This window comes from Cupriavidus necator A5-1 (assembly GCF_000744095.1).
Classification (GTDB): Bacteria; Pseudomonadota; Gammaproteobacteria; order Burkholderiales; family Burkholderiaceae; genus Cupriavidus; species Cupriavidus necator_A.
On the sequence record NZ_JQLI01000001.1, the window covers coordinates 3,231,420 to 3,251,348 of the forward strand.

The window sequence follows — 19,929 nt, forward strand, 5'->3', positions numbered from 1 at the left end:
AAAACCTGTGGGGGCAACGCTCCACCGGGGCATTTGCAGCAAGCTGACGGCCTTTCACGCGTCGCACGATTTTTGGGGCACCGGCCCGCTCACTTAGTTTGTCGTAACAAGACGTATCAAAACGACGTAATGCGAATCATTACAATTAGCATCACGATTTACTAAGCGCGCTTAACTAAACATCTCCAGCTGCACAACCCAACTCCAAGGCCCAAATCCATGCAAGAACTCTTCGTACTCGCCCACGTATCGACCGCCCCCGTCAATGAAGGCTTCCTGCCGGCGGCACGGGCACTCGGGCTTTCCGTCGTCTTGCTGACCGACTGTGCCGATGCGCATCGCGCCCACTTTGCCAGCACCGGATTGCCCGCCTATCCGGATGACGTCATCCCGTGCGATGTCTTCAACCCGCTGGCGGTCATCGATGCGATTACCCGTCGCGGTGGCAAGCCCGCCGCCGTCTTCTCCAACAGCGATCATCTGCAGACGGCCACGGCGATTGCAGCAGCCTACTTCGGCCTGCCGGGCAAGGACTGGCGTACCACCTACGCCGCCAAGAACAAGGCGGAAATGCGGCGGCGGCTGGCGGAGTCGGGCATCGATACGCTCTGGCACGCGGTCGTCTGCGATGCCGCCGGCCTGGCGGCCCTCGCCAACGTCCCGATGCCATGCATCGTCAAGCCGCGCGAAGGCGTGGCTAGTCAGCAGGTCAGCCTGGCGCGCAGCCACGCCGAGCTTGCCGAGCATTGCGGGGCCATATGGGCCCGGCACCCGGGCCAGGCGCTATTGCTGGAGGAATACCTGGAGGGCCCGCTCTACACGTTGGAAACGCTGGGCGATGGCGAGGAGATCCGCGCGCTGGGCGGCTTTCGTGTGAGCCTGTCGCCGCCGCCATACTTCGTTGAACTGGAAGCCGTGTGGGGCACCGCCCTGCCCGCGTCGGTCGAGGCCGAAGTCCTGGCCACCATCCGCCGCTTCGGCATCGGCTTTGGCGCCTGCCACACGGAATACGTGCTGACCCCGAAAGGCCCGCGGCTCATCGAGATCAACTACCGCAGCATCGGCGACTACCGCGAGTTCCTGCTGTCCGACACCCTGCAGTTCCCGCTGTTCGAGCAAGTTCTGCGCCTTCACCTTGGCGAGGCCCTGCCGGCGCTTGAGGTGCCGAAGCGGGCGGCCTGGATCCGCTATTTCACGGCGCAGGCGGAAGGCACGCTCCGGCATGCGCCCTCCCATAGCCAGCATGAAGGCGACGGTGTGCGCCTGACCTACCAGCCCCTGCGCAAGGTGGGCGACGCCATCCAGCTGACGAACTCCAACAAGGATTACCTGGGCGTGCTGCGCGGCAGCGGTCCGGATACCACGGGCCTTGCCGCCGCGGTGGAGCTGGCCAGCAGCAAGCTCGCATGGGAGATTGCACAATGACCGCCCGCCTGCCTGACCAACCGGGCCTGTCTGCCGCGACGACGGATCTGGATGCCGCCTACATCTGCGTCCGTGTCGTCGACACCTTGCTGCGCGAAGATGTCCGCACGTGCGTCAGTCACGGCGAGTTGCACGGCGCCGATGCCGTACCGGCCGCCATGGCGCATGGTTTCGACGCCAGCCAGCAGTGGCTGCGCGTGGCGCACCTTGGCGCCGGCACCCTCTGGATTCCGGTGATGCCCACCCGCTACATGCAGGAATGGCGCCTGACCCGCCTGCCGCTGCTGCGCGAAGACGCCGGCGCGTTCTCCCCGCTGCATGAAATCGACACGATCCTGGCAGCATTCGCCGGCGACCTCCCTGCCGAAGACGCACGCCTGTTCACCGCCTACGGCGACGAATGCCGTGCGGCTGTCGAGCATCGCAAGGTTTCGATGGCCGAGCGCGCGCGCTGGTTCGCGCAGCCCGACCGTGCCGACGGCCACGCGCTGCCGGCATGGGACCAGCGCATGCTGCACTACGACCGCGTCGCGGGCTTCCTCGACCACCCCTACTACCCCACCGCGCGTGCCAAGCTTGGCTTCACCGCCAACGATCTCGCACATTACGCGCCGGAGTTCCAGCCTGTATTGGCGCTGAACTGGCTGGCGGTGCCGCGCGAGCGCCATCATCCCAGCGGCGACATGCTGCCGCCGAACTGGCCGGATTTCGCTGATGTCGGCCTCGATCCCGCGCTCGCCCGGTCGCATGCGCTGGTGCCCGTGCATCCGTTCGTGTGGCAGCATCACCTGGACGGCTTCATGGTGGAAGCCGGACTCGACGGCCAGGTCATCCGGGCCCCGCGCCCGTACCTGCGCGTGTCTCCCACCCTGTCGGTGCGCTCGCTGATCCTGCTCGATGCGCCCGATTGGCACGTCAAGCTACCGCTCACGATCCGGACCCTGGGTGCCAAGAACATCCGCACCATCAAGCCCAGTACCATCGGCGACGGGCATCGCATCCAGACACTGCTTGGCGATATCGTCCGGCGTGAACCGGGCCTCAATGGGCAGGTGCTGTTGACGGACGAGGTCAACGGCGCCCATGTGGACCAGCGCCCGTTCCTGGGCTACATCCTGCGCCGCTACCCCGAACCTCAACTGGCGAACGCCACGGTGGTTTCGGTGGCCGGCCTGCTGGCCGAAACCGCCGGCGGCCTGTGCGTGGCCGAGGAACTCGCCGGCCGCTACCACGGCGGCGATCTCGATGCCTGGTTTGACGCCTACCTGGCGCTCACGCTGCAGCTGCACCTTACGCTGTGGCTGCGCTACGGCATTGCCCTGGAGTCGAACCAGCAGAATTCGATGCTGGTCTACGGCGACGATGGCCTGCGCCTGCTGCTGAAGGACAACGATGCCGCACGCATCGACCGCGGCACGCTCGGGCACCGCTGGCCGGCACTGGCGGCCCGCCTCGACGGCCTGGAAGACCAGCGCATTGGCGTGGCCGATGCGCTGCCGCTGGCGCAGATGTTCGTCACCATCACGCTGCAGCTGAACATTGCGGCCCTGGTGGAAGGCCTTGCGCAGCGTCGCGGCACCGATCCCGCCGCGGGTTACGCGCACGTGCGGCGCCATGTGGAGGCCGTGCTTGCCGACCTGGCCGCCGCCGGCGAAGACACCGCCTTCGCGCGCCAGGTGCTGCTTGACGACGACCGGCTGCACCTCAAGTACCTGCTGACCGCGGCGTCGCTGGTGGAAAAGGCGCAGACCGGCGCGACCGACGTCAACAAGTTCTATGGCAAGCGCGCGCCCAACTTCCTCCAGGTGGCCTCATGAGCACCGGCACGCGACAGGTGGTCGCGGTGGTCATGTTGTGCCATTTCATCGCCGCCTTCGCGGCGTTGGGCATGCCGCCGTTCTTCGCGCTGATCCTGCAGCGCTCGCTGCACAATGACGTGCCGTGGCTCGCGGGCGCGTTCTACGTGGTGCCAACGCTGCTGGCAGCGGTGTCGGCGCCATGGTGGGGCCGGCTCGCGGACCGCTTCGGCAAGAAGCCGCTGCTGATGCGCGCGCAACTGGGGCTGGCGGCAAGCTTCCTGCTTGCCAGCTACGCGACCAACTCGTTTGCCTTCCTGGCGGCGCTCGTGCTGCAGGGCGTGCTGGGCGGCACCTTCTCGGCATCCAATGCCTACCTGGCAACTGTCGCCAGCGGCACCACGCTCACACGCAGCCTGACGGCGATGCAGTGGTCGGCGCGCGCCGCGCTGGTGGCGGCGCCCGCCTGCCTCGGCCTGTGGATAGGGGCGGAGTCGCCAATCGTCCTCTACCGCTGGCTGGCGTTGCTGCCGCTGGTCGCCGCGGCACTGATCGCATGGTTGCCTGCGGGCGATGCCGCCGGCGCCGCAAAGCGCCCGGCTGCTCGCGCCGCCGCCACAAGCGCCGCGGCACCAGCCACGCCCCGGCAGATCTACGTGCTGCAGTTCGCGTTCGTGTTCGCCACCGTCGTGACGTTCCCGTACTTCATCCCCGACATGCAGCAGCGCATGCCTGCCATATCCGCGGCGACGGCCGGGCTGCTGTTCGGCCTGCCACACCTGGTCTACCTGGCCGCGGCACCGTTGCTGTCACGGCGGCTGGGACTGGCCCCGTCGCTGGGGCTGCTCGCCACCGCCTACGGCACGCTGGTGATCACCCTGCTGGCACAGGCGGCGCCGCTCGGCCTGCCGGCGCTGGTGGCCTGGCGCTTGCTGATGGGCACCGCCATGACGGTCGGCTTCATCGCGCTGCATGCGCTGGTGGCAAGCGTCGTGCACGCCGGCAACGCCGGCCGGACCTTCGGCTGGTTCGAAAGCAGTTCGAAATGGGGTGGCGTCGTGGCCGGGCTTGCCGCCGGCGCGGCAGTCAGCCTGGCCGGCCAGCGTGCGCCTTACCTCTTTGGCGCCGCGCTGCTTGCGCCGGCCGTCGCTTACCTGATCCTTACCGCCAGACAGCGGATGAGCACACTCTGATCCCTCCCGAGAACGAGGTCACAAGACAATGCAAGTGCAAACCAATATGGAAGTTACCAGCACGCGCCGCCTGTCGGCGGAACTGGCTGCCGCGCGTCGCTGCCAGGAAACGCTGCTGAACTGCTACTGCCGCGAGGTCGCGGCGCCCGCCGGCCAGTTGCGCGTCGGCCCGCCCGTCGGGCAGAACGACTGGCCTGCGACGATCACCATGACGCTGCGGCGCGAGCCGGCGCAGGTCCTGGAAGTGCAGCTGCCGCATATCCACGACCGGCTCCTGGCCGTGGTCGGCGGCGCCTGGCTTACCGGTAACTACCGCTACCTGTCGCCGGTGTTCCACAAGGCCGAGAACAAGCCGTGGGCACTGCTCGACTGGGAATCGCTGGCCGCGCTGCTGTTGCGCGAGATGGCGCAGCAGCACGAACTGCCGCCCAATACCGAGCTGATGGAGCAGATCCGCAACAGCGTGGCCGTCAGCACGGAAGTGCTGTCCGTGCCGGTGCCCGCCACGATTCCTGCCGATCCGGTGGAGGCCTACATCGATTCCGAGCAGTCGCTGACCTTCGGCCATCCGTTCCACCCTACGCCGAAGAGCCGGCAGGGCTTCTCCGACAATGACCTGCTGCGCTACTCGCCGGAACTGCGCACCCGCTTTCCGCTCGCGTGGTTCGCGGTGCCGCGCGAAGACCTCGCGCAGCAGTCCCTGCTCGACGCCAGCTGCGACCAGCTGATCGCCGCGACTGCCCCGGCAGTATCCGCCGACCGCGTGGCGGTGCCGGTCCACCCCTGGCAGGCGGGCTACCTGCGCGAGCTTCCGCTCGTGCGCGATGCGCTGGCGAGCGGCCGCATGCAGGACCTGGGCAAGCAGGGCGCGGACTTCTTTCCCACCTCGTCGATCCGCACCCTGTACCAGCCCGGCAATCCGTACTTCTACAAGCTGTCGCTGAACATCCGCATTACCAACTGCGTGCGCAAGAATGCATGGTACGAGCTGGAGAGCGCCATGCACGTCAACCGCGTGCTGCGTCCGCTGCTGCCGGATCTCGGGCGACTGTTCCCGGGCCTGGCGCTGATGGAGGAGCCGGCGTTCCTGTCGGTCGACCTCAAGGATGCCGATATCGAGAAGAATCGCCAGGTCATCGAAGGCTTCGGCCTGATCCTGCGCCAGAGTGTGGATACGCTGCGCACGCCCGACTGCGTGCCCCTGCTGGCCGGTTCGCTGTTCGGCAACCATTACTACGGCGAAGCCCGCATGCAGCGGCTCCTGACGGAGCTCGCCGCGCAGGCGGGGACGCCTGTGGATGTCATGACGGAACGCTGGTTCTCCGCCTACGTGTGGCAACTGGTCTATCCGGTCTTCCACCTCTTCTTCGCGCATGGCGTCATCTTCGAGCCGCACCTGCAGAACGTGGTGCTCGGCCTGCGCCAGGGCCTGCCCGCGCAGCTATTCCTGCGCGACTTCGAGGGTGTGAAGCTGACGCCCTCGCGCCATCCCGCGTCTTCGATGCCTGCGCTCAGCGAACGCGCGCAGGCCTCGCTGTGGTACGACGAGGAACAAGGCTGGAACCGCGTGGCCTATTGCCTGTTCGTCAACAACCTGTGCGAAGTCATCGCCCAGCTCGGTGCCGGCAGGCCGTCCATGACCACGCGGCTGTGGTCCGTGGTGCGCCATCACCTGCATACCTACCAGCATCGCCATGGCAATGCGGCCTCGGCCCGGCGCATCAATGGGCTGCTGGCCGGCACCCCCTTCCCGGCCAAGACCAATTTCAGCAACCGCTTCTTCCAGCGCGCCGACCGCGCTTCCACCTACGTGCCCGTCACCAATCCCATTCCCTTCGCCGGCGTGGAGGCCGCATGGCAATGACCGCCCCCGAACTGCGCTGGACGCGCGTCGCCGCCCAGCTGCACGACGCGCTTGCCAGTGCCAGCGCCCCGCTGTGCACCTACGTCTACGACCTGGAGGCGCTGCGGCGCCACGCCGCGGCCACGGCGCACAGCCTGCCGCCCGGCTTCGAACTGTTCTACGCGATCAAGGCCAACTCCGACCTGCCGATCCTGCAAACACTGGCGCCGCTGGCGCACGGCTTCGAGATCTCCTCGGGCGGCGAACTGGCCTGGGTGCGCGAGCACTTTGCCGAAGTACCGCTGATCTTCAGCGGCCCCGGCAAGACCGATGCGGAACTGGCCAGCGCGCTCGATCTCGGCGTCGAGGCACTGCATGTGGAAAGCCTGCATGAACTCGAACGGCTGGCATGGTTCGCGCGGGAGCGCGGCGTCACCGCCCCGGTGCTGCTGCGTGTCAACCTCGCCATCGAAGGACTGCAGGCCACCACGCTGATGATGGGCGGCAGGCCCACGCCATTCGGCATCGCCGGCGACCAGCTGCCGGCCTGCCTGGCGTGGCTGCGCGCGCACCCGGAAATCCGGCTGCGCGGCTTCCATTTCCACCTGATGTCGCACCAGCTCGACGCCGCCGCCCACCTGCGCCTGCTCGACGCCTACCTGCAGCAGGTCAGGCGCTGGCGCGCGGAGTACGGGCTCGATACGCTGGACCAGGTCAACGTCGGCGGTGGCATTGGCGTCAACTACCGCGAGCCCGAGCGGCAGTTCGACTGGGCCGCCTTTGCCGCAGGCCTCCCGGCGCTGTCGGAGCAGCGCGACGGGCTGACCGTCCGCTTCGAATGCGGGCGCTATATCACGGCCTTCTGCGGCTACTATGCGATGGAGGTGATCGACGTAAAGCACGCCTTCGATCGCGCCTTCGTCGTGGCCTGCGGCGGCACGCACCACTTCCGTACGCCGTATGCGCAGGGGCACAGCCACCCGTTCCGGGTGCTGCCTGTGGAATCGTGGCGCTATCCGTTTTCCCGCCCCGGCGTAAGCGACGCGCGCGTCAGCGTGGTCGGACAGCTCTGCACGCCGAAGGACATCCTCGCCCAGGACACGCCGGTGGACAGCGTGCGTGCCGGCGACATGGTGGTGTTCCCGTATGCCGGCGCCTATGCTTGGCATATCTCGCACCACGACTTCCTGCGCCACCCGCACCCGCGGCACTGCTACCTTCCCGCGGAGGATGCCGATGCTGCAGCCTAACCAGCTGAAGGCCGCGCTCGCGGCCGGGCGCGATGTGTTCGGCCTGATCAACTCGCTGCCCTTGCCGCTGATGACAGAGATGATCGGCTACGCCGGCTTCGACTTCGTGATCCTGGACCTCGAGCACGTCGGCGTGAACCCCCAGACGCTGGAGAACATGATCCGCGCCGCGGAATGCGCCGGCACCACCGCCCTGGTACGCGTGCCATGCACGGCGCCGGACATCATCCTGCGCGTGCTGGATGCCGGCGCGCAAGGCATCGTGGTGCCGCACGTGCGCAGCCGGGCGGAGGCCGAGCTGGCGGTCGACAGCGCGCGCTATCACCCGCTCGGCACGCGCGGCATCACCGGGGGCCGGACCACCGGCTTCGGCACGCTGACGTTGCCGGCCTATTTCGAGCGGGCCAACCGTGAGCTGATGGTGGTGGCCATGATCGAGGACCGGGAAGGCGTCGATGCAATCGAAGAGATCGTCGCCGTGCCGGGCATCGACATGGTGCTCGAGGGTGCGATCGACCTGTCGCAAAGCCTCGGCGTGCCCGCTGACGCGCAGCATCCTTCCGTGCAGGCGGCGATCCGCCGCATCGCGCAGGCCTGCCAGGCACGTGGCGTGCCGTTCTGTGCGATTCCGCGCGCCGCGGGGCAATGCGAGCACTGGCGCGAACAAGGTGTCCACGCCTTCCTGCTCGGCGACGACCGCGCCACGGCCTTCCGGGCAATGAAGCAACTGGTTGCCGGCTATCGGGGGTGAAATTCGAACAATGGATTGTGCGCGTGCCGAACCCGGAGTCGTAGCCATTCTCCTGCCGGCCCCTTGTCGTCATGCGCGCGAAATATTCTTCGTGCATCCTCTGCGCCGACTCTAAAGGGGAGCAAGAATGAGAAGAATTTCGGCATTGATGGCACCGCTGCTTGCGCTGGCCGTGGCGTCGTGCGGCAGTGACGACAACAGCGCATCGGTCACGCCACCGGCTTCCGGCGGCACCGCACCCACGAAGAACGTGGTGTTCTTCCTCGGCGACGGCATGGGCATGACGACCATGACCGCGGCGCGGATCTACAAGGTCGGCGAGGATGGCGAACTGACCATGGACACGCTGCCCGAAAGCGGTTTCATCCGGACCTATTCGAACAACGCCCAGGTTACCGACAGCGCGCCCTCGATGGCGGCCTACATGACTGGCGTGAAGATGAACAACGAAGTCATCTCGATGACGCCGGATACCAACGCCTTTGATGCCACCGGCAAGGACTACCTGTCCGGTGCGGACAGCGCCTGCCCGGCCTCGGGCAACGGCCAGAGCGTGCCGACGCTGCTCGAGCAGATGAAGGCCGCTGGCTATGGCACCGGCGTGGTTACCACCACCCGTATCACGCACGCGACCCCGGCCACCACGTATGCCCACGTCTGCCATCGCGACGCCGAGAACACCATCGCCGCGCAACTGGTGCCAAATGGCGCCGGCTACAACAGCGCGCTCGGCGACGGCGTGGATGTGATCTTCGGCGGCGGCCGCAAGCACTTCCAGAACAAGGCCGCGGGCGGCGCCCGTACCGACGGCCGTGACCTGGTCGCCGAGCTGACGAAGGCCGGCTACACCTACGCCTCCAACAAGTCCGATTTCGACAAGATCGACGCCGCCAGCGCCGCGAAGGTGGCGGGACTGTTCACGTCCAGCCACATGGCCTACGACCTGGACCGCGTGCCGGCCGACGAGCCGAGCCTGGCGGAAATGACCAGCAAGGCCATCGACGTGCTTGCCGCGAAGAAAAAGGGCTTCTTCCTGATGGTGGAAGGCGGCCGCATCGACCACGCGCTGCATGAAACTACCGCACACAAGGCGCTTCAGGACACCGTGGCCTTCGACACTGCGATCAAGACGGCCATCGACAAGCTCAACGTGATCGATCCGGGCCTGAAGAAAACGCTGATCGTCGTCACCGCCGACCACGACCACACGCTGGTACTGAACGGCTACGCCAGGCGCACCGGCCCCACCAGCGACAGCAACCCGGGCGTGCTGGGCCTGCTGAAGAACTATGTGACCGGCGCGCTCGCCACGGACTCCGGCGGCAACCCGTTCACCATCATCGGCTTCGGCAATGGCGAAAACCGCCCGGCCGCGCGCACCGCGCTGACCGATGCGCAGGTCTACGACAAGAGCTATCACCAGGAAGCCGCGATTCCAATGGCGGCAGGTGGCGAGACCCATGGCGGCACCGATGTCTTCATCGGCGCGCTGGGCAACGGCGCTGAATCCTTCACCGGTGTGATGGACAACACCGAGGTGTTCGGCCTGATCAGGAAGGCCATCGGCCTGTAAGCCACTATCGCTGACGGAATAACGCCATGAAATCCATCATTTTTACCGGCCTGTCGGCAGCCGCGGTTGCCTGCGCCTGCTTCGCCCTCCCCGCGCAAGCCGCGGGCGAGGCCAAGAACGTCATCTTCTTCCTGGGCGACGGCATGGGCCCGACCACCGTCACCGCTTCGCGCATCTACAAGTATGGCGAAACAGGCAAGCTCAATATGGAGTCGCTCAAGCGCACCGCGCGCGTGAAGACGTACTCGAACGACGCGCAGACCACCGACAGTGCGCCGTCGATGTCGGCCTACATGACCGGTGTGAAGATGAACAACGAAGTCATCTCCATGTCGGCGGATACCAAGGCCAGCGACAGCACCGGCAAGGCCTATGTGACCAGCGCCGGTGACAGCACCTGCCCGGGCGGCAACGGGACGCCAGTTGCCACTGTGCTGGAACTGGCCAAGGCCGCCGGCAAGTCGGTCGGCGCGGTCACCACCACGCGCGCCACGCATGCCACGCCTGCGGCCACTTACTCGCACGTCTGCCACCGCGACGGCGAAAACAATATCGCCGCGCAGGCCGCCCCCGGCAACGCCGCCTACAACACGGCGCTCAAGGATGGCCTGGACGTGCTGCTCGGGGGCGGCCGCCGCCAGTTCCTGCCAAGCGCCGCGGGCGGCAAGCGCACGGATGGTGTTGACCTGACCACTCAGTTCCCGGGCTACACCTACGTGACGACCGGCACCGCGCTCAAGACCGTGGACCCGGCCGCCACGAACAAGCTGCTCGGCCTGTTCAACATGGACCACCTCAACTACGAACTGGACCGCGTCAAGAGCAATATCGACGAGCCGAGCCTGGCCGACATGACCGAGAAAGCCATCCGCATCCTGCAGAAGAACGGGAACGGCTATTTCCTGATGGTGGAAGGCGGCCGGATCGACCATGCGCTGCACGGCACCAATGCCAAGCGCGCGCTGGAAGACACGATCGCGTTCGACGACGCCATCAAGCGTGCGCTGTCGATGGTGGACCTGTCGAACACGATGATCGTCGTAACTGCCGACCACGACCATACGATGACGATCAACGGCTACTCGCATCGCGGCAACCCGATCCTCGGCACAGTGACGGACATCAAGACGAAGCAACCCGCCACGGCGGCTGACGGCCTGCCCTACACCACGCTGGTATTCGGCAACGGCGGCAGTCCGCGCAAGACACCACGCGACAACCCCGCGCTGGTGGACACCACCGCCGACGGCTACCTGCAGGAAGTCGGCGTGAACCTCGGGGCTCCGGGTTCGGAAACCCACGGCGGCGGCGATGTGATGCTGTTCTCGACGGGTCCGGGCAATGCCGCGCTCAAGGGCACCATCGACAACACCAAGGTCTTCGGCGTGGTGAAGTCCGCGCTGGGGCTCTGATACCTGCCACGGCACTGCTGCACGCCCGAACGCAGTGCCTGACTGCCATGCGCGCGCCGGCAAACCGGCGCGCGCATTTTTCGCTTTCTGAACAGTTTCATGAAGACCAAACAAACATTTCCTGTCCTTGCGCTGCTGGTTGCCACGGCGGCCTTCACCAATGTGGCGGCGGAACCGGCAAAAGCCTCCGGCCCCCTGGCACTGCGCGTGTAGCACGAGTTGTCGGCGCTCGGGGCCGACGGCGTGCGCCGCGACATCTACTTCACCGAGCGCGTTTACCGCGAGGGCGAGACAGTCTGGATCGAGCGCGAGATCCCGCACGGCGCGCACGACGAAGCCGAGCACGCCAGGGCGGACAAGGGCCACAAGCACATGGATATGTCGGCCGCCGCGCGCTGGATCGAGCGGCAGCCGTCCGGCAAGCTGTCGGTGCGGCTGGTCAGCGACACCATGCGCAAGACCTTCGAAGTCAGCCCGGCTGAATACGGCAACATCGGGTTCGACGGCTCGTGGGCGACCGCGTACCACCTGCTGGACCCGGCTGCGCTTAAGACGATGAACGCGAACGGCCCTGCGCGCGGCGGTGTGCAGGAGTATCGCGCCAGGCGCGGCAACGAACAGGTGACGGTCCAGTGGGACGTGGCCGGCCAGTATCCGCGCCTGGTCCAGTCGCGCAATGCCAGCGGTACGCAGAAGAAGGTCACGCGGGTGACCGCAATTGCAGCGCCGCAAGCCGCTCCGTGGAGCCGGACAAGGCCCTATGCGAAAGGCGAGTACACGGACCTGATGGATTAGTCAGAGTCAGCGAGACACTTCATCGGAACCAATCCCGGAATTCCGATACCTCGCGCCTTCCAGAGACCTGTTTCCCATCGACTTTAACTTCCTGGCGGCCTTTGCTGCCATAGGTCGGCGGGTCATTCTCCGGCGTCCAGCCGGGCCTCGCTGAGACTTCTCTCGCTTGCGAGAATGACGGCATTGTCATGTGCCGGTCATGCTGGCGTGGGGGGGCGCTGCCTAGACTTGCATTACCGCCGGCCACCCCGGGCCGGCACTCTTACGGAGAAGCCATCCATGCAAGCACTCAGGCAAGTCCTTATGGCCACCGCCCTCGTTGCCGCCGTGGTCGGCACTGCGCAGGCTGCACCGCGCAACGTCGATCCCTTCAGCGACGGCGCCAACAGCGCCACCGGTACCCGCAGCTCGTTCACTGACGGCGCGCACAGCGCCACCGGCACGCGCAGCACCATCACCGACGGCGCGCACAACCCGAACGGCCCGCGCGACAGCTTCAGCGACGGCGCCTGACGCCGCCGCGCGAGCCTCAGCGTACCTCGCCGTAGATCCTGCGCGCATCGGCGGCGTCGGCGATCGGCCGGCCCAGCGTCAGCCCGCCCTGCACCGCCTGCGCCACCAGTGCTTCGTTGCCGGGCGCACGACTGCCGTCGCGCAACAGCAAGTTGTTTTCGAAACCTACCCGCACATGGCCGCCAAACGCGGCGGCTGCGGTCACGCAGGCGTTTTCTTCGCGGCCGAAAGCGCAGATCGCCCACGGCAGCGCATCGGCGCTTTCGTCCGCGACCTGCAGGAAGGGCAGCAGGTCACGCGGCGACGATACCTGTCCAGCCGAATAGCGCCCCAGCACATACAGTAACGACCACGCCCCCGCCGGCACCATGCCGCGTTCGCGCATCGACTGCCAGCGCCGCACGTCGGCCACGTCATACAGGATCACCTGCGTCATCACGCGCTCGCCGGCCAGCCAGGCGAAAAACGCCGCCAGTTCGCTGTCCGGGATTTCCGTCACCGCCAATTCGCGCAGCCCAACGGACACGGCCTCGGGCCGCAATTCGCGCACCATCGCCATTTGCTCGGCGGCCTTGTACACGCCCGCTGCTTCGCTCGTCACCTGTACCAGCAGCGAATCGCCCACCGCCTGCTTCACCGCCGCCATCGCGTCGCGGTAGGTCTGCACGTCGAGCGAATGGCGGCCTTGCGCATCGCGTACATGCATGTGCATCATGGCCGCGCCGGCGTCCAGGCAGGCGCGCGCCTCGGCGGCCAGCGCCGCCGCGGTCAACGGCACTGCGGGATGGTCGGCAGCTTGCTTGTAGGCGCCATTCGGTGCAACCGTGACGATCAGAGGCGAGTCGGCCAGCGGCGTGCGCACCGCGGCATTGGGCTTGGGATTGGCTTGGGTCATGGCTGGATCTCGGGCAATTCGGGCGCAATCAGTTCCAGGCCGGCGCGCAGCAGGCGGTCATAGCGCGCGCGCTCGGCGGCAATGGTCTCGGGTGTCCACTGGTAGAAACCTTCGCCGCGCTTCATGCCGTGGCGGCCGTCGGCGGCGCGCTCGGACAGGCAGCGCGCGGGATGGTCGTCATTGCAGAAGCTCGGGTACATGGTGGCGCCGGCGGCGGCATGCACGTCGATGCCGGCATGGTCGCGCTGCAGCACCGGCCCCGCGGCCAGGAAGCGGAAACCGAAGCCGAAGCGCACCGCCGCGTCCACATCCTCGGGCGAGGCGATGCCGCGGTCGATCAGGTTGAAGGCTTCGCGCGACAGCGCATGCTGGAGCCGGTTGGCGAGGAAGCCCGGCAGGTCCTTGCGCACCTTGACCGGCACCATCGCGCAGCGGCGCATGAAGGCGATCAGCGCGTCGGCGCAGGCCTCGTCGCTGCCCTCACCCATCACCACTTCCACCAGCGGCACCAGGTGGGCCGGCATGAAGAAGTGCAGGCCCAGCATGCGCGCGCGCGTCTCGAGCCCTTCGCCGATGGCGCTGATCGGGAAGCTGGAGCTGTTGCTGGCCAGCACGGCATCGGCGCGCGCGCGCCGGACCAGGTCGGCGAACAGGGCCTGCTTCAGGTCCAGCCGTTCCGGGATGCACTCGATCACCAGGTCCACGGTGGACCAGTCCACGTCATCCAGCATCGCGGCCACGGCCAGCCGTTCGGCGCCTTGCTCGCGGCCGATAGTGGCGAGGTTGTCGCGCACGCGTTGCGGCAGCGCGGCGGCACGGCCGGCGTCGGGCTCGATCACGGTGGTACGGCACAGCGCGCGCGTCAGCACCACGGCGACATCGGTGCCCATGGTGCCGCCGCCCACCACCACCGCATGCGCGGTGCCGGGGCGGCTCAGGATGACCGGATCGGTCAGGTTCGGCATAGGATCTCCAGGGGGATGCGGTGCGGCCCGCACACGCCAGCAGCGCGCCAGGCCATCGAATCCCGGCAGTGTAGAGAACTCGCTTTGATTGATGAAGTCGATTCTTTGGATAAAATGATCCGCAAATCAGATCAATCGCAAGACTCCGCCGGCCGGTGCCCGCCCGCCGCAGCTACACCATGAAAATCAACCTGTCGATGCGCGACATCGATACCACGCTGGTACTCGGCCGCACACTGAACTTTCGCCAGGCCGCCAGCCAGCTGCATTTGTCGCAGTCCGCCCTGTCTACGCAGATCCTGCGCATTGAGGAGTCCCTCGGTGTGCGCCTCTTTGACCGCACCACCCGCACCGTGCGCCTGACCGCCGCCGGCCAGGTCTTCATGCAACAGGCAGCGCTGCTGCAGGCGGCATTTCGTGGCGCCATCGACGCCGTGACCGGCATCGCCAGCGCCGAGCGCGGGCAGGTGGCGGTGGCGGCGCTGCCGTCGCTGGCGGCACGCATGCTGCCGCGCGTGCTGATGGCCTACCACCGCGCGCGCCCGGAAGTGGCGCTGAAGGTGATCGACACGCTGTCCGGCCCCGCCTTCGACCTGGTGCGCGCCGGCGAAGTGGACTTTGCGCTGACCGCGGCCGATCCGCAGCAGGCCGACCTGCAGTACGAGCCGCTGCTGTCCGACCGCTTCGTGCTGCTGATCCCGTCCGCGCACCCGATGGCGCGCACCGCCGGGCCGTTGCGCTGGGCCGATACCGCCAACGCGCCGCACGTGTCGATGACGCATCCCAGCAGCGTGCGCCAGTATGCCGAATGGGCCTTCCTGCAGAACCGCATCCGCTTCCAGCCGGTGTTCGAGGCCGAGCACCTGGCAACCATAGCGGCCATGGTCGAGTGCGGCTTTGGTGTCGCCGCGCTGCCAGAGATCGCCGCCGGCACCGTGCGCCAGCCCGGCATCGTCGAGCGGCTGCTGACTGCACCGGTGACCGAGCGCTCGATCGGGCTGGTGACGTCGCGTAACCGCACCCTGTCGCCTGCAGCCGCGGAACTGGCGGCCGCGGTGCGCACACAACTCGCCCATCCGCCAGCCGCGCAAAGCAGCACCGCGGGGGCCGGCGCATGAGCATCATCGGCTGCCGCGCGCGAGGCCGCTGCGCGGCGTAAAGAAAAACGGAAGCGGACAAGCAAGCGGGCCCGGCATCGCGCCGGGCCCGCAGCGGTCAGGAAGGATCTTTGGTGCGGGTACGGGAGACGGCCGCCATGATCCCGATCCCCAGCACGATCAGGCAGGCAATGCCGATATAGACGGGCGCGAGGCCGGCCGTTGACATGCCCCAGGCGATGCCGCCCACCAGGACCATCAGGCCTATGATGTATAGCGCGAATGACATAAGTCGGCTCCTTGCGGTGGTGCTAGGTTCAATGTAGGCAGTGGCGGGCACGCAAGGGATAGGACAAGGGCGGATGCTGGCGTAGGCGGGTTCTGACTCGGCTGTGATGCGTGAGGCGTTTCTTCAGGCCGCCCCGCGCGCCTGCTCGGCGGCGAGGTAGGCATCGCGCGATGGCAGCAGGTGGCGCCGGCACAGTGCCATGAGCGCGTCGCGGTCGCCGGTCTTCAGCGCCTCGATCATCGCCCAGTGCTCCTGCCGCGCGCGCTCGCGGTACGCCGCCGCAGCCAGCGTGCCGAAGCGGATCGGGTGGGCGCGGCGCGCGTAGTCGCCGATGGCCTGCTGCAGCACCGCGTTGTCGGTCAGCGCGAACAGCTCGCGGTGGAAGGCCTGGTTGATGCGGAACACCGCGCGCGCGTCGCCCGCCGCCACCGCCGCATCGTGTTGCTTTTGCACGGCCACCAGCGGCGCCAGCCGCGCCGCCGGCACCGGCAGCGTGATCAGTTCGGCAGCATGGCATTCCAGCACCTCGCGCAGCGCGTACAGCTCCAGCACCTCGCGCGCGGAGAAGGCGCGCACCACCGCGCCCACGTTGCGCTTGCGCTCGACCACGCCGATCGCCTCCAGCCTGGCCAGCACCTGCCGCACCACATGGCGCTTCAGGTCAAAGCGCGCCATCAGGTCGTCTTCGGTCAGCCGCTCGCGCGGATGCAGGCGGCCGAAGACGATGTCCTCTTCCAGGGTGTCGACGGCCTGCTGCATGGCGCCGGCTTCGGCTTGCATATCGTTCATGGCTCAGCGCTTGTGCGGCACGGTTTCCACCGTCTGCGTGGCGCGCAGGAAGTCGAAGTCGACGCCCTGGTCGGCCTGCGTCACGGTCTCGAGGAAGAGCTTGCGATAGCCGCGATCCGCACGCGGGCGCTCCACCGGCTGCGCCGCGGCGCGGCGGGCCAGTTCGGCTTCGTCCACCAGCAGCGTCAGTTCGCGCTCGCGCACCGACAGCCGGATGCGGTCGCCGCTCTGCACCAGCGCCAGCGGGCCGCCGATGGCGGCTTCCGGTGTCACATGCAGCACGATGGTGCCGGCCGCGGTGCCGCTCATGCGCCCGTCGGAGATGCGCACCATGTCCTTGACGCCGGCACGTGCCAGCTTGCGCGGGATCGGCATATAGCCGGCCTCCGGCATGCCCGGCGCGCCGGTCGGCCCGATGCGCTTGAGCACCAGGATGTCGTCGGCCTTGACGTCGAGCGCTTCGTCGTCGATGCGCTGCGCCATGTCCTCGGCGTTCTCGAACACCACCGCGCGGCCCTCATGCTCCATCAGCACCGGGTCGGCCGCCGACTGCTTGATGATGGCCCCGCCCGGCGCCAGGTTGCCGCGCAGCACCGCAAGACCGCCGGCCGGGTAGATCGGGTCGGGCGCGCGGCGGATCACGTCCTGCGCGAACGGCGGCGCCGCCGCGTCCAGTTCTTCGCCGAGCGTGCGGCCCGACACCGTCAGCGTATCCAGGTGCAGCAGCGGGCGCAGCTCGCGCAGCAGCGCGGTCATGCCGCCGGCCTTGTGGAAGTCTTCCATGTAGTGCTGGCCGGAGGGCTTCAGGTCCACCAGCACAGGCGTCTCGCGGCTCATGCGGTCGAGCCCGGCCAGGTCGATGTCGATGCCCAAGCGACCCGCGATCGCGGTCAGGTGGACGATGCCGTTGGTCGAGCCGCCGATCGCCAGCAGCACGCGCAAGGCGTTCTCGAAGGCCTTGCCGGTGAGGATGCGGTCGGGCGTCAGCCGCGCCTTGGCCATCGCCACCGCGGTGGTGCCGGTGCGCTCGGCCACGCGGATGCGGTCGGCCGTCACTGCCGGGGCGGAGGCGCCGCCTGCGACCATCATGCCGAGCGCCTCGGTCACGCAGGCCATCGTGCTGGCTGTGCCCATCACCGAGCAGGTGCCGACGCTGGCCACCAGCTGGTTGTTGACGTCGGCGATCTCGGCCGCGTCGATCTCGTCGGCACGATAGCGGCCCCAGTAGCGGCGGCAATCGGTGCACGCGCCCACGCGCTCGCCGCGGTGCGCGCCGGTCAGCATCGACCCGGTCACCAGCTGGATCGCCGGCACGCCGGCCGAGGCCGCGCCCATCAGTTGGGCCGGCACGGTCTTGTCGCAGCCGCCGATCAGCACCACCGCGTCCATCGGCTGGGCACGGATCATCTCTTCCGTATCCATCGACATCAGGTTGCGCAGGTACATGCTGGTCGGCGCGGAAAAGCTCTCGTGCACCGAGATGGTCGGGAAATCCACCGGCAGGCCGCCGGCCAGCATCACCCCGCGGCGCACCGCCTCGATCAGTTGCGGCGCGTTGCCGTGGCAGGGGTTGTAGCTGCTGCCGGTATTGACGATCCCGATCACCGGGCGCGACAGCGCGTCGTCGGTATAGCCCGCGCCCTTGATAAAGGCCTTGCGCAGGAACAGCGAGAAGCCATTGTCGCCGTAGTTGGTCAGGCCCTTGCCCAGGCCTTGAGGGCCGCCGGCCGGGGCGCCTTCGTCCTGGGCCTTGGGGTCGGCGGCGGCAGCCGGGCTGGCCTTGCTGGGATCGGTGAGGGACACGGGGCTATCTCCAATAGGATTATTGATAATCGATGGCCGAAGCTTAGCTGCCAATGCACGAACGGCGCAAGCCTGGCAGCGCGCAGCGAAAATTAATCTGTATTTCAGATCAGTCGATAGAAAAATACGTCTTCATCAATCAAGAGCCGCCCCCTACACTTGGCCCCGATGACGAAGCCGGGGCGTCATCGGCCGGGCGGGCCTCAGCCGTCGGGCACTCCTCCAATTTCAAGATTTCCCGGTACAGGAGACCCCACATGCCTGGCATTTCCCTGGCCGGCCGCGGCATTCTTGCGCCGCGTCGCACCCCTCGCCGCTCCGTCCTGGTTGCTTCGCTCGCGGTTGCCGGCATGCTGCTCGCACCCACATTCGGCAGTGCCGCGGAAACCTATCCCGGGAAGCCGATCCGGCTCGTCGTGCCCTATCCGCCGGGCGGCGCCACCGACGTGATCGGCCGCACGCTGGCGCAGCGCCTGTCCACCACGCTGGGCCAGCAGGTCGTGGTCGACAACCGCGCCGGCGCCGCCGGCAATATCGGCGCCGAACTGGTCGCCAAGTCGGCCCCCGACGGCTATACGCTGCTGATGGGCGCGCTGACCAGCCACGCCATCAACGCCGCGCTGTACAAGAGCCGCGTGCCTTATGACCTGGAAAAGAGCTTCGCGCCGGTGTCGATCGTGGGCACCGTGCCGCTGGTATTCGTGGTCAATCCTTCGGTGAGCGCCAACAACCTGCCGCAGCTGGTGTCGCTGGCCAAGTCGAAGCCGGGCGCGATCACCTTTGCATCGGCCGGCAACGGCTCGCCGCAGCACCTCGCCGGTGAAATGTTCAAGCGCATGGCCGGCGTGGAAATGCTGCACGTACCCTACAAGGGCAGCGGCCCCGCCATGACCGACCTGATCGGCGGCCAGGTGCTGAGCATGGTCGAGACCGTTCCCGCCGCGCAGGCCTACGTCAAGAGCGGCAAGCTGCGCGCGCTGGCCGTGACCTCGTCCGAGCGCGTGAGCGCCCTGCCTGACGTGCCGACCGCCAATGAGGCGGGTCTGAAGGACTTTGAGGTGAGCTCGATGTTCGGCATCGTCGCGCCTGCCGGCACGCCCGCGCCGGTGATCGACCGGCTGAGCAACGATTTGAAGAAGATCCTTGCCGAGCCGGAGGTCCAGGCCACGCTGCTGAAGCAGGGGGCGATCGCCACGTGGACCACGCCTGCGCAGACGGGGGCGCGGATCAAGGCGGAGGTGGGCAAGTGGAATGCGGTGATCAGGGAGGCGGGGGTGAAGCCGGAGTGAGCGGCGGAGCCTCGGCATTGCTCCCGACAAAGGACAACAGGTCGCTCAGAGCGACCTGTGTCGGAAGGCAAGCCAGGAGAGGAAGACCCTCAACGCGCCGCATGCTGGTCAGCGCAACCCGACCCGAAGGCGTAGGTTATGGACGGGGTTAACGGGCTGTCAATGCCGCTTCCGTTTGTCATGAGTATTTCGGCAAATACCTATCTCATGCGCATTTCTGATTTAGCGATGTGATAGGTATTTGTGCCCGA

At 67.4% G+C, this 19,929-nt stretch carries 16 protein-coding genes and 1 pseudogene; 12 read left to right on the forward strand and 5 right to left on the reverse strand.

What is annotated here, in order from left to right; all coding sequences use genetic code 11:
* The first annotated feature begins 219 nt into the window (after nt 1-219).
* The 10 genes and pseudogenes from K307_RS14365 (at nt 220) to K307_RS14410 (ending at nt 12,551) form a co-directional block, all read left to right on the forward strand.
* Nucleotides 220-1,425, forward strand: a complete 1,206-nt coding sequence (locus tag K307_RS14365; RefSeq protein ID WP_042879084.1) for an ATP-grasp domain-containing protein — start codon at nt 220-222, stop codon at nt 1,423-1,425.
* A complete protein-coding gene (locus tag K307_RS14370; RefSeq protein ID WP_042879086.1) occupies nt 1,422-3,242 on the forward strand; it encodes an IucA/IucC family protein in 1,821 nt (606 codons plus the stop codon). The genes K307_RS14365 and K307_RS14370 overlap by 4 nt, the downstream gene beginning before the upstream one ends.
* Complete coding sequence (locus K307_RS14375) at nt 3,239-4,414, forward strand: MFS transporter (protein WP_042879088.1); 1,176 nt, start codon at nt 3,239-3,241, stop codon at nt 4,412-4,414. Before K307_RS14370 ends, K307_RS14375 begins: the two co-directional genes overlap by 4 nt.
* Before the next feature lie 46 nt (nt 4,415-4,460).
* Nucleotides 4,461-6,278, forward strand: coding sequence for an IucA/IucC family protein (locus tag K307_RS14380; RefSeq protein WP_042879089.1), 1,818 nt, complete (start codon nt 4,461-4,463; stop codon nt 6,276-6,278).
* Nucleotides 6,275-7,507 (forward strand): type III PLP-dependent enzyme, encoded by a 1,233-nt coding sequence (locus tag K307_RS14385; RefSeq protein ID WP_042879090.1) that lies wholly within the window; start codon nt 6,275-6,277, stop codon nt 7,505-7,507. Before K307_RS14380 ends, K307_RS14385 begins: the two co-directional genes overlap by 4 nt.
* The gene (locus tag K307_RS14390) at nt 7,494-8,258 is read left to right on the forward strand and encodes an HpcH/HpaI aldolase family protein (RefSeq protein WP_042879092.1); all 765 of its coding nucleotides are present in this window, start codon (nt 7,494-7,496) and stop codon (nt 8,256-8,258) included. The genes K307_RS14385 and K307_RS14390 overlap by 14 nt, the downstream gene beginning before the upstream one ends.
* A gap of 127 nt (nt 8,259-8,385) precedes the next feature.
* Entirely contained in the window at nt 8,386-9,831 is a 1,446-nt protein-coding gene (locus tag K307_RS14395; RefSeq protein WP_042879094.1) for an alkaline phosphatase, read from the forward strand.
* Between the two features lie 26 nt (nt 9,832-9,857).
* On the forward strand, nt 9,858-11,243 hold the full coding sequence (locus K307_RS14400; protein WP_042879096.1) for an alkaline phosphatase: 1,386 nt from the start codon (nt 9,858-9,860) through the stop codon (nt 11,241-11,243).
* A 99-nt stretch (nt 11,244-11,342) separates the two neighbouring features.
* A pseudogene (locus K307_RS14405) lies at nt 11,343-12,038 on the forward strand (hypothetical protein).
* Nucleotides 12,039-12,317: 279 nt separating this feature from the next.
* Nucleotides 12,318-12,551 carry a hypothetical protein gene (locus K307_RS14410; protein ID WP_042879099.1) on the forward strand — a complete coding sequence of 78 codons (234 nt, stop codon included), beginning with the start codon at nt 12,318-12,320 and terminating at the stop codon, nt 12,549-12,551.
* Between the two features lie 16 nt (nt 12,552-12,567).
* Here K307_RS14410 and K307_RS14415 read toward each other — a convergent pair whose 3' ends face one another.
* Nucleotides 12,568-13,446 carry a 3-keto-5-aminohexanoate cleavage protein gene (locus K307_RS14415; protein WP_042879100.1) on the reverse strand — a complete coding sequence of 293 codons (879 nt, stop codon included), beginning with the start codon at nt 13,444-13,446 and terminating at the stop codon, nt 12,568-12,570.
* Nucleotides 13,443-14,411 (reverse strand): 3-hydroxyacyl-CoA dehydrogenase family protein, encoded by a 969-nt coding sequence (locus K307_RS14420; protein ID WP_051974881.1) that lies wholly within the window; start codon nt 14,409-14,411, stop codon nt 13,443-13,445. Before K307_RS14420 ends, K307_RS14415 begins: the two co-directional genes overlap by 4 nt.
* Before the next feature lie 179 nt (nt 14,412-14,590).
* Between K307_RS14420 and K307_RS14425 the strand changes: the two genes are divergently transcribed.
* Nucleotides 14,591-15,529 (forward strand): LysR family transcriptional regulator, encoded by a 939-nt coding sequence (locus K307_RS14425; protein ID WP_042882030.1) that lies wholly within the window; start codon nt 14,591-14,593, stop codon nt 15,527-15,529.
* Between the two features lie 97 nt (nt 15,530-15,626).
* On the opposite strand, the gene K307_RS48540 is transcribed toward K307_RS14425, so the two are convergent.
* The 3 genes from K307_RS48540 to K307_RS14440 all read right to left on the reverse strand — a co-directional run bounded on the left by K307_RS48540 (nt 15,627) and on the right by K307_RS14440 (nt 18,296).
* Nucleotides 15,627-15,797, reverse strand: a complete 171-nt coding sequence (locus tag K307_RS48540; protein WP_042879102.1) for a hypothetical protein — start codon at nt 15,795-15,797, stop codon at nt 15,627-15,629.
* A gap of 123 nt (nt 15,798-15,920) precedes the next feature.
* On the reverse strand, nt 15,921-16,586 hold the full coding sequence (locus K307_RS14435) for a GntR family transcriptional regulator (RefSeq protein WP_042879104.1): 666 nt from the start codon (nt 16,584-16,586) through the stop codon (nt 15,921-15,923).
* A 3-nt stretch (nt 16,587-16,589) separates the two neighbouring features.
* Nucleotides 16,590-18,296 carry an IlvD/Edd family dehydratase gene (locus tag K307_RS14440; protein ID WP_051975055.1) on the reverse strand — a complete coding sequence of 569 codons (1,707 nt, stop codon included), beginning with the start codon at nt 18,294-18,296 and terminating at the stop codon, nt 16,590-16,592.
* A gap of 350 nt (nt 18,297-18,646) precedes the next feature.
* On the opposite strand from K307_RS14440, the gene K307_RS14445 reads away from it, so the two are divergent.
* Nucleotides 18,647-19,678: a Bug family tripartite tricarboxylate transporter substrate binding protein gene (locus K307_RS14445; protein ID WP_051974882.1), complete on the forward strand. Its 1,032-nt coding sequence runs from the start codon at nt 18,647-18,649 to the stop codon at nt 19,676-19,678.
* The last annotated feature ends 251 nt before the right edge of the window (nt 19,679-19,929 follow it).

What these genes read in the sequence shown, in the direction of transcription:
- K307_RS14390 (WP_042879092.1), top strand. Translation starts at nt 7,494, where the DNA reads ATGCTGCAGCCTAACCAGCTGAAGGCCGCGCTCGCGGCCGGGCGCGAT.
- K307_RS14385 (WP_042879090.1), top strand. Translation starts at nt 6,275, where the DNA reads ATGACCGCCCCCGAACTGCGCTGGACGCGCGTCGCCGCCCAGCTGCAC.
- K307_RS14425 (WP_042882030.1), top strand. Translation starts at nt 14,591, where the DNA reads ATGAAAATCAACCTGTCGATGCGCGACATCGATACCACGCTGGTACTC.
- K307_RS14445 (WP_051974882.1), top strand. Translation starts at nt 18,647, where the DNA reads ATGCCTGGCATTTCCCTGGCCGGCCGCGGCATTCTTGCGCCGCGTCGC.
- K307_RS14365 (WP_042879084.1), top strand. Translation starts at nt 220, where the DNA reads ATGCAAGAACTCTTCGTACTCGCCCACGTATCGACCGCCCCCGTCAAT.
- K307_RS14395 (WP_042879094.1), top strand. Translation starts at nt 8,386, where the DNA reads ATGAGAAGAATTTCGGCATTGATGGCACCGCTGCTTGCGCTGGCCGTG.
- K307_RS14375 (WP_042879088.1), top strand. Translation starts at nt 3,239, where the DNA reads ATGAGCACCGGCACGCGACAGGTGGTCGCGGTGGTCATGTTGTGCCAT.
- K307_RS14420 (WP_051974881.1), bottom strand. Translation starts at nt 14,411, where the DNA reads ATGCCGAACCTGACCGATCCGGTCATCCTGAGCCGCCCCGGCACCGCG.
- K307_RS14435 (WP_042879104.1), bottom strand. Translation starts at nt 16,586, where the DNA reads ATGAACGATATGCAAGCCGAAGCCGGCGCCATGCAGCAGGCCGTCGAC.
- K307_RS14370 (WP_042879086.1), top strand. Translation starts at nt 1,422, where the DNA reads ATGACCGCCCGCCTGCCTGACCAACCGGGCCTGTCTGCCGCGACGACG.
- K307_RS14380 (WP_042879089.1), top strand. Translation starts at nt 4,461, where the DNA reads ATGGAAGTTACCAGCACGCGCCGCCTGTCGGCGGAACTGGCTGCCGCG.
- K307_RS48540 (WP_042879102.1), bottom strand. Translation starts at nt 15,797, where the DNA reads ATGTCATTCGCGCTATACATCATAGGCCTGATGGTCCTGGTGGGCGGC.
- K307_RS14400 (WP_042879096.1), top strand. Translation starts at nt 9,858, where the DNA reads ATGAAATCCATCATTTTTACCGGCCTGTCGGCAGCCGCGGTTGCCTGC.
- K307_RS14415 (WP_042879100.1), bottom strand. Translation starts at nt 13,446, where the DNA reads ATGACCCAAGCCAATCCCAAGCCCAATGCCGCGGTGCGCACGCCGCTG.
- K307_RS14410 (WP_042879099.1), top strand. Translation starts at nt 12,318, where the DNA reads ATGCAAGCACTCAGGCAAGTCCTTATGGCCACCGCCCTCGTTGCCGCC.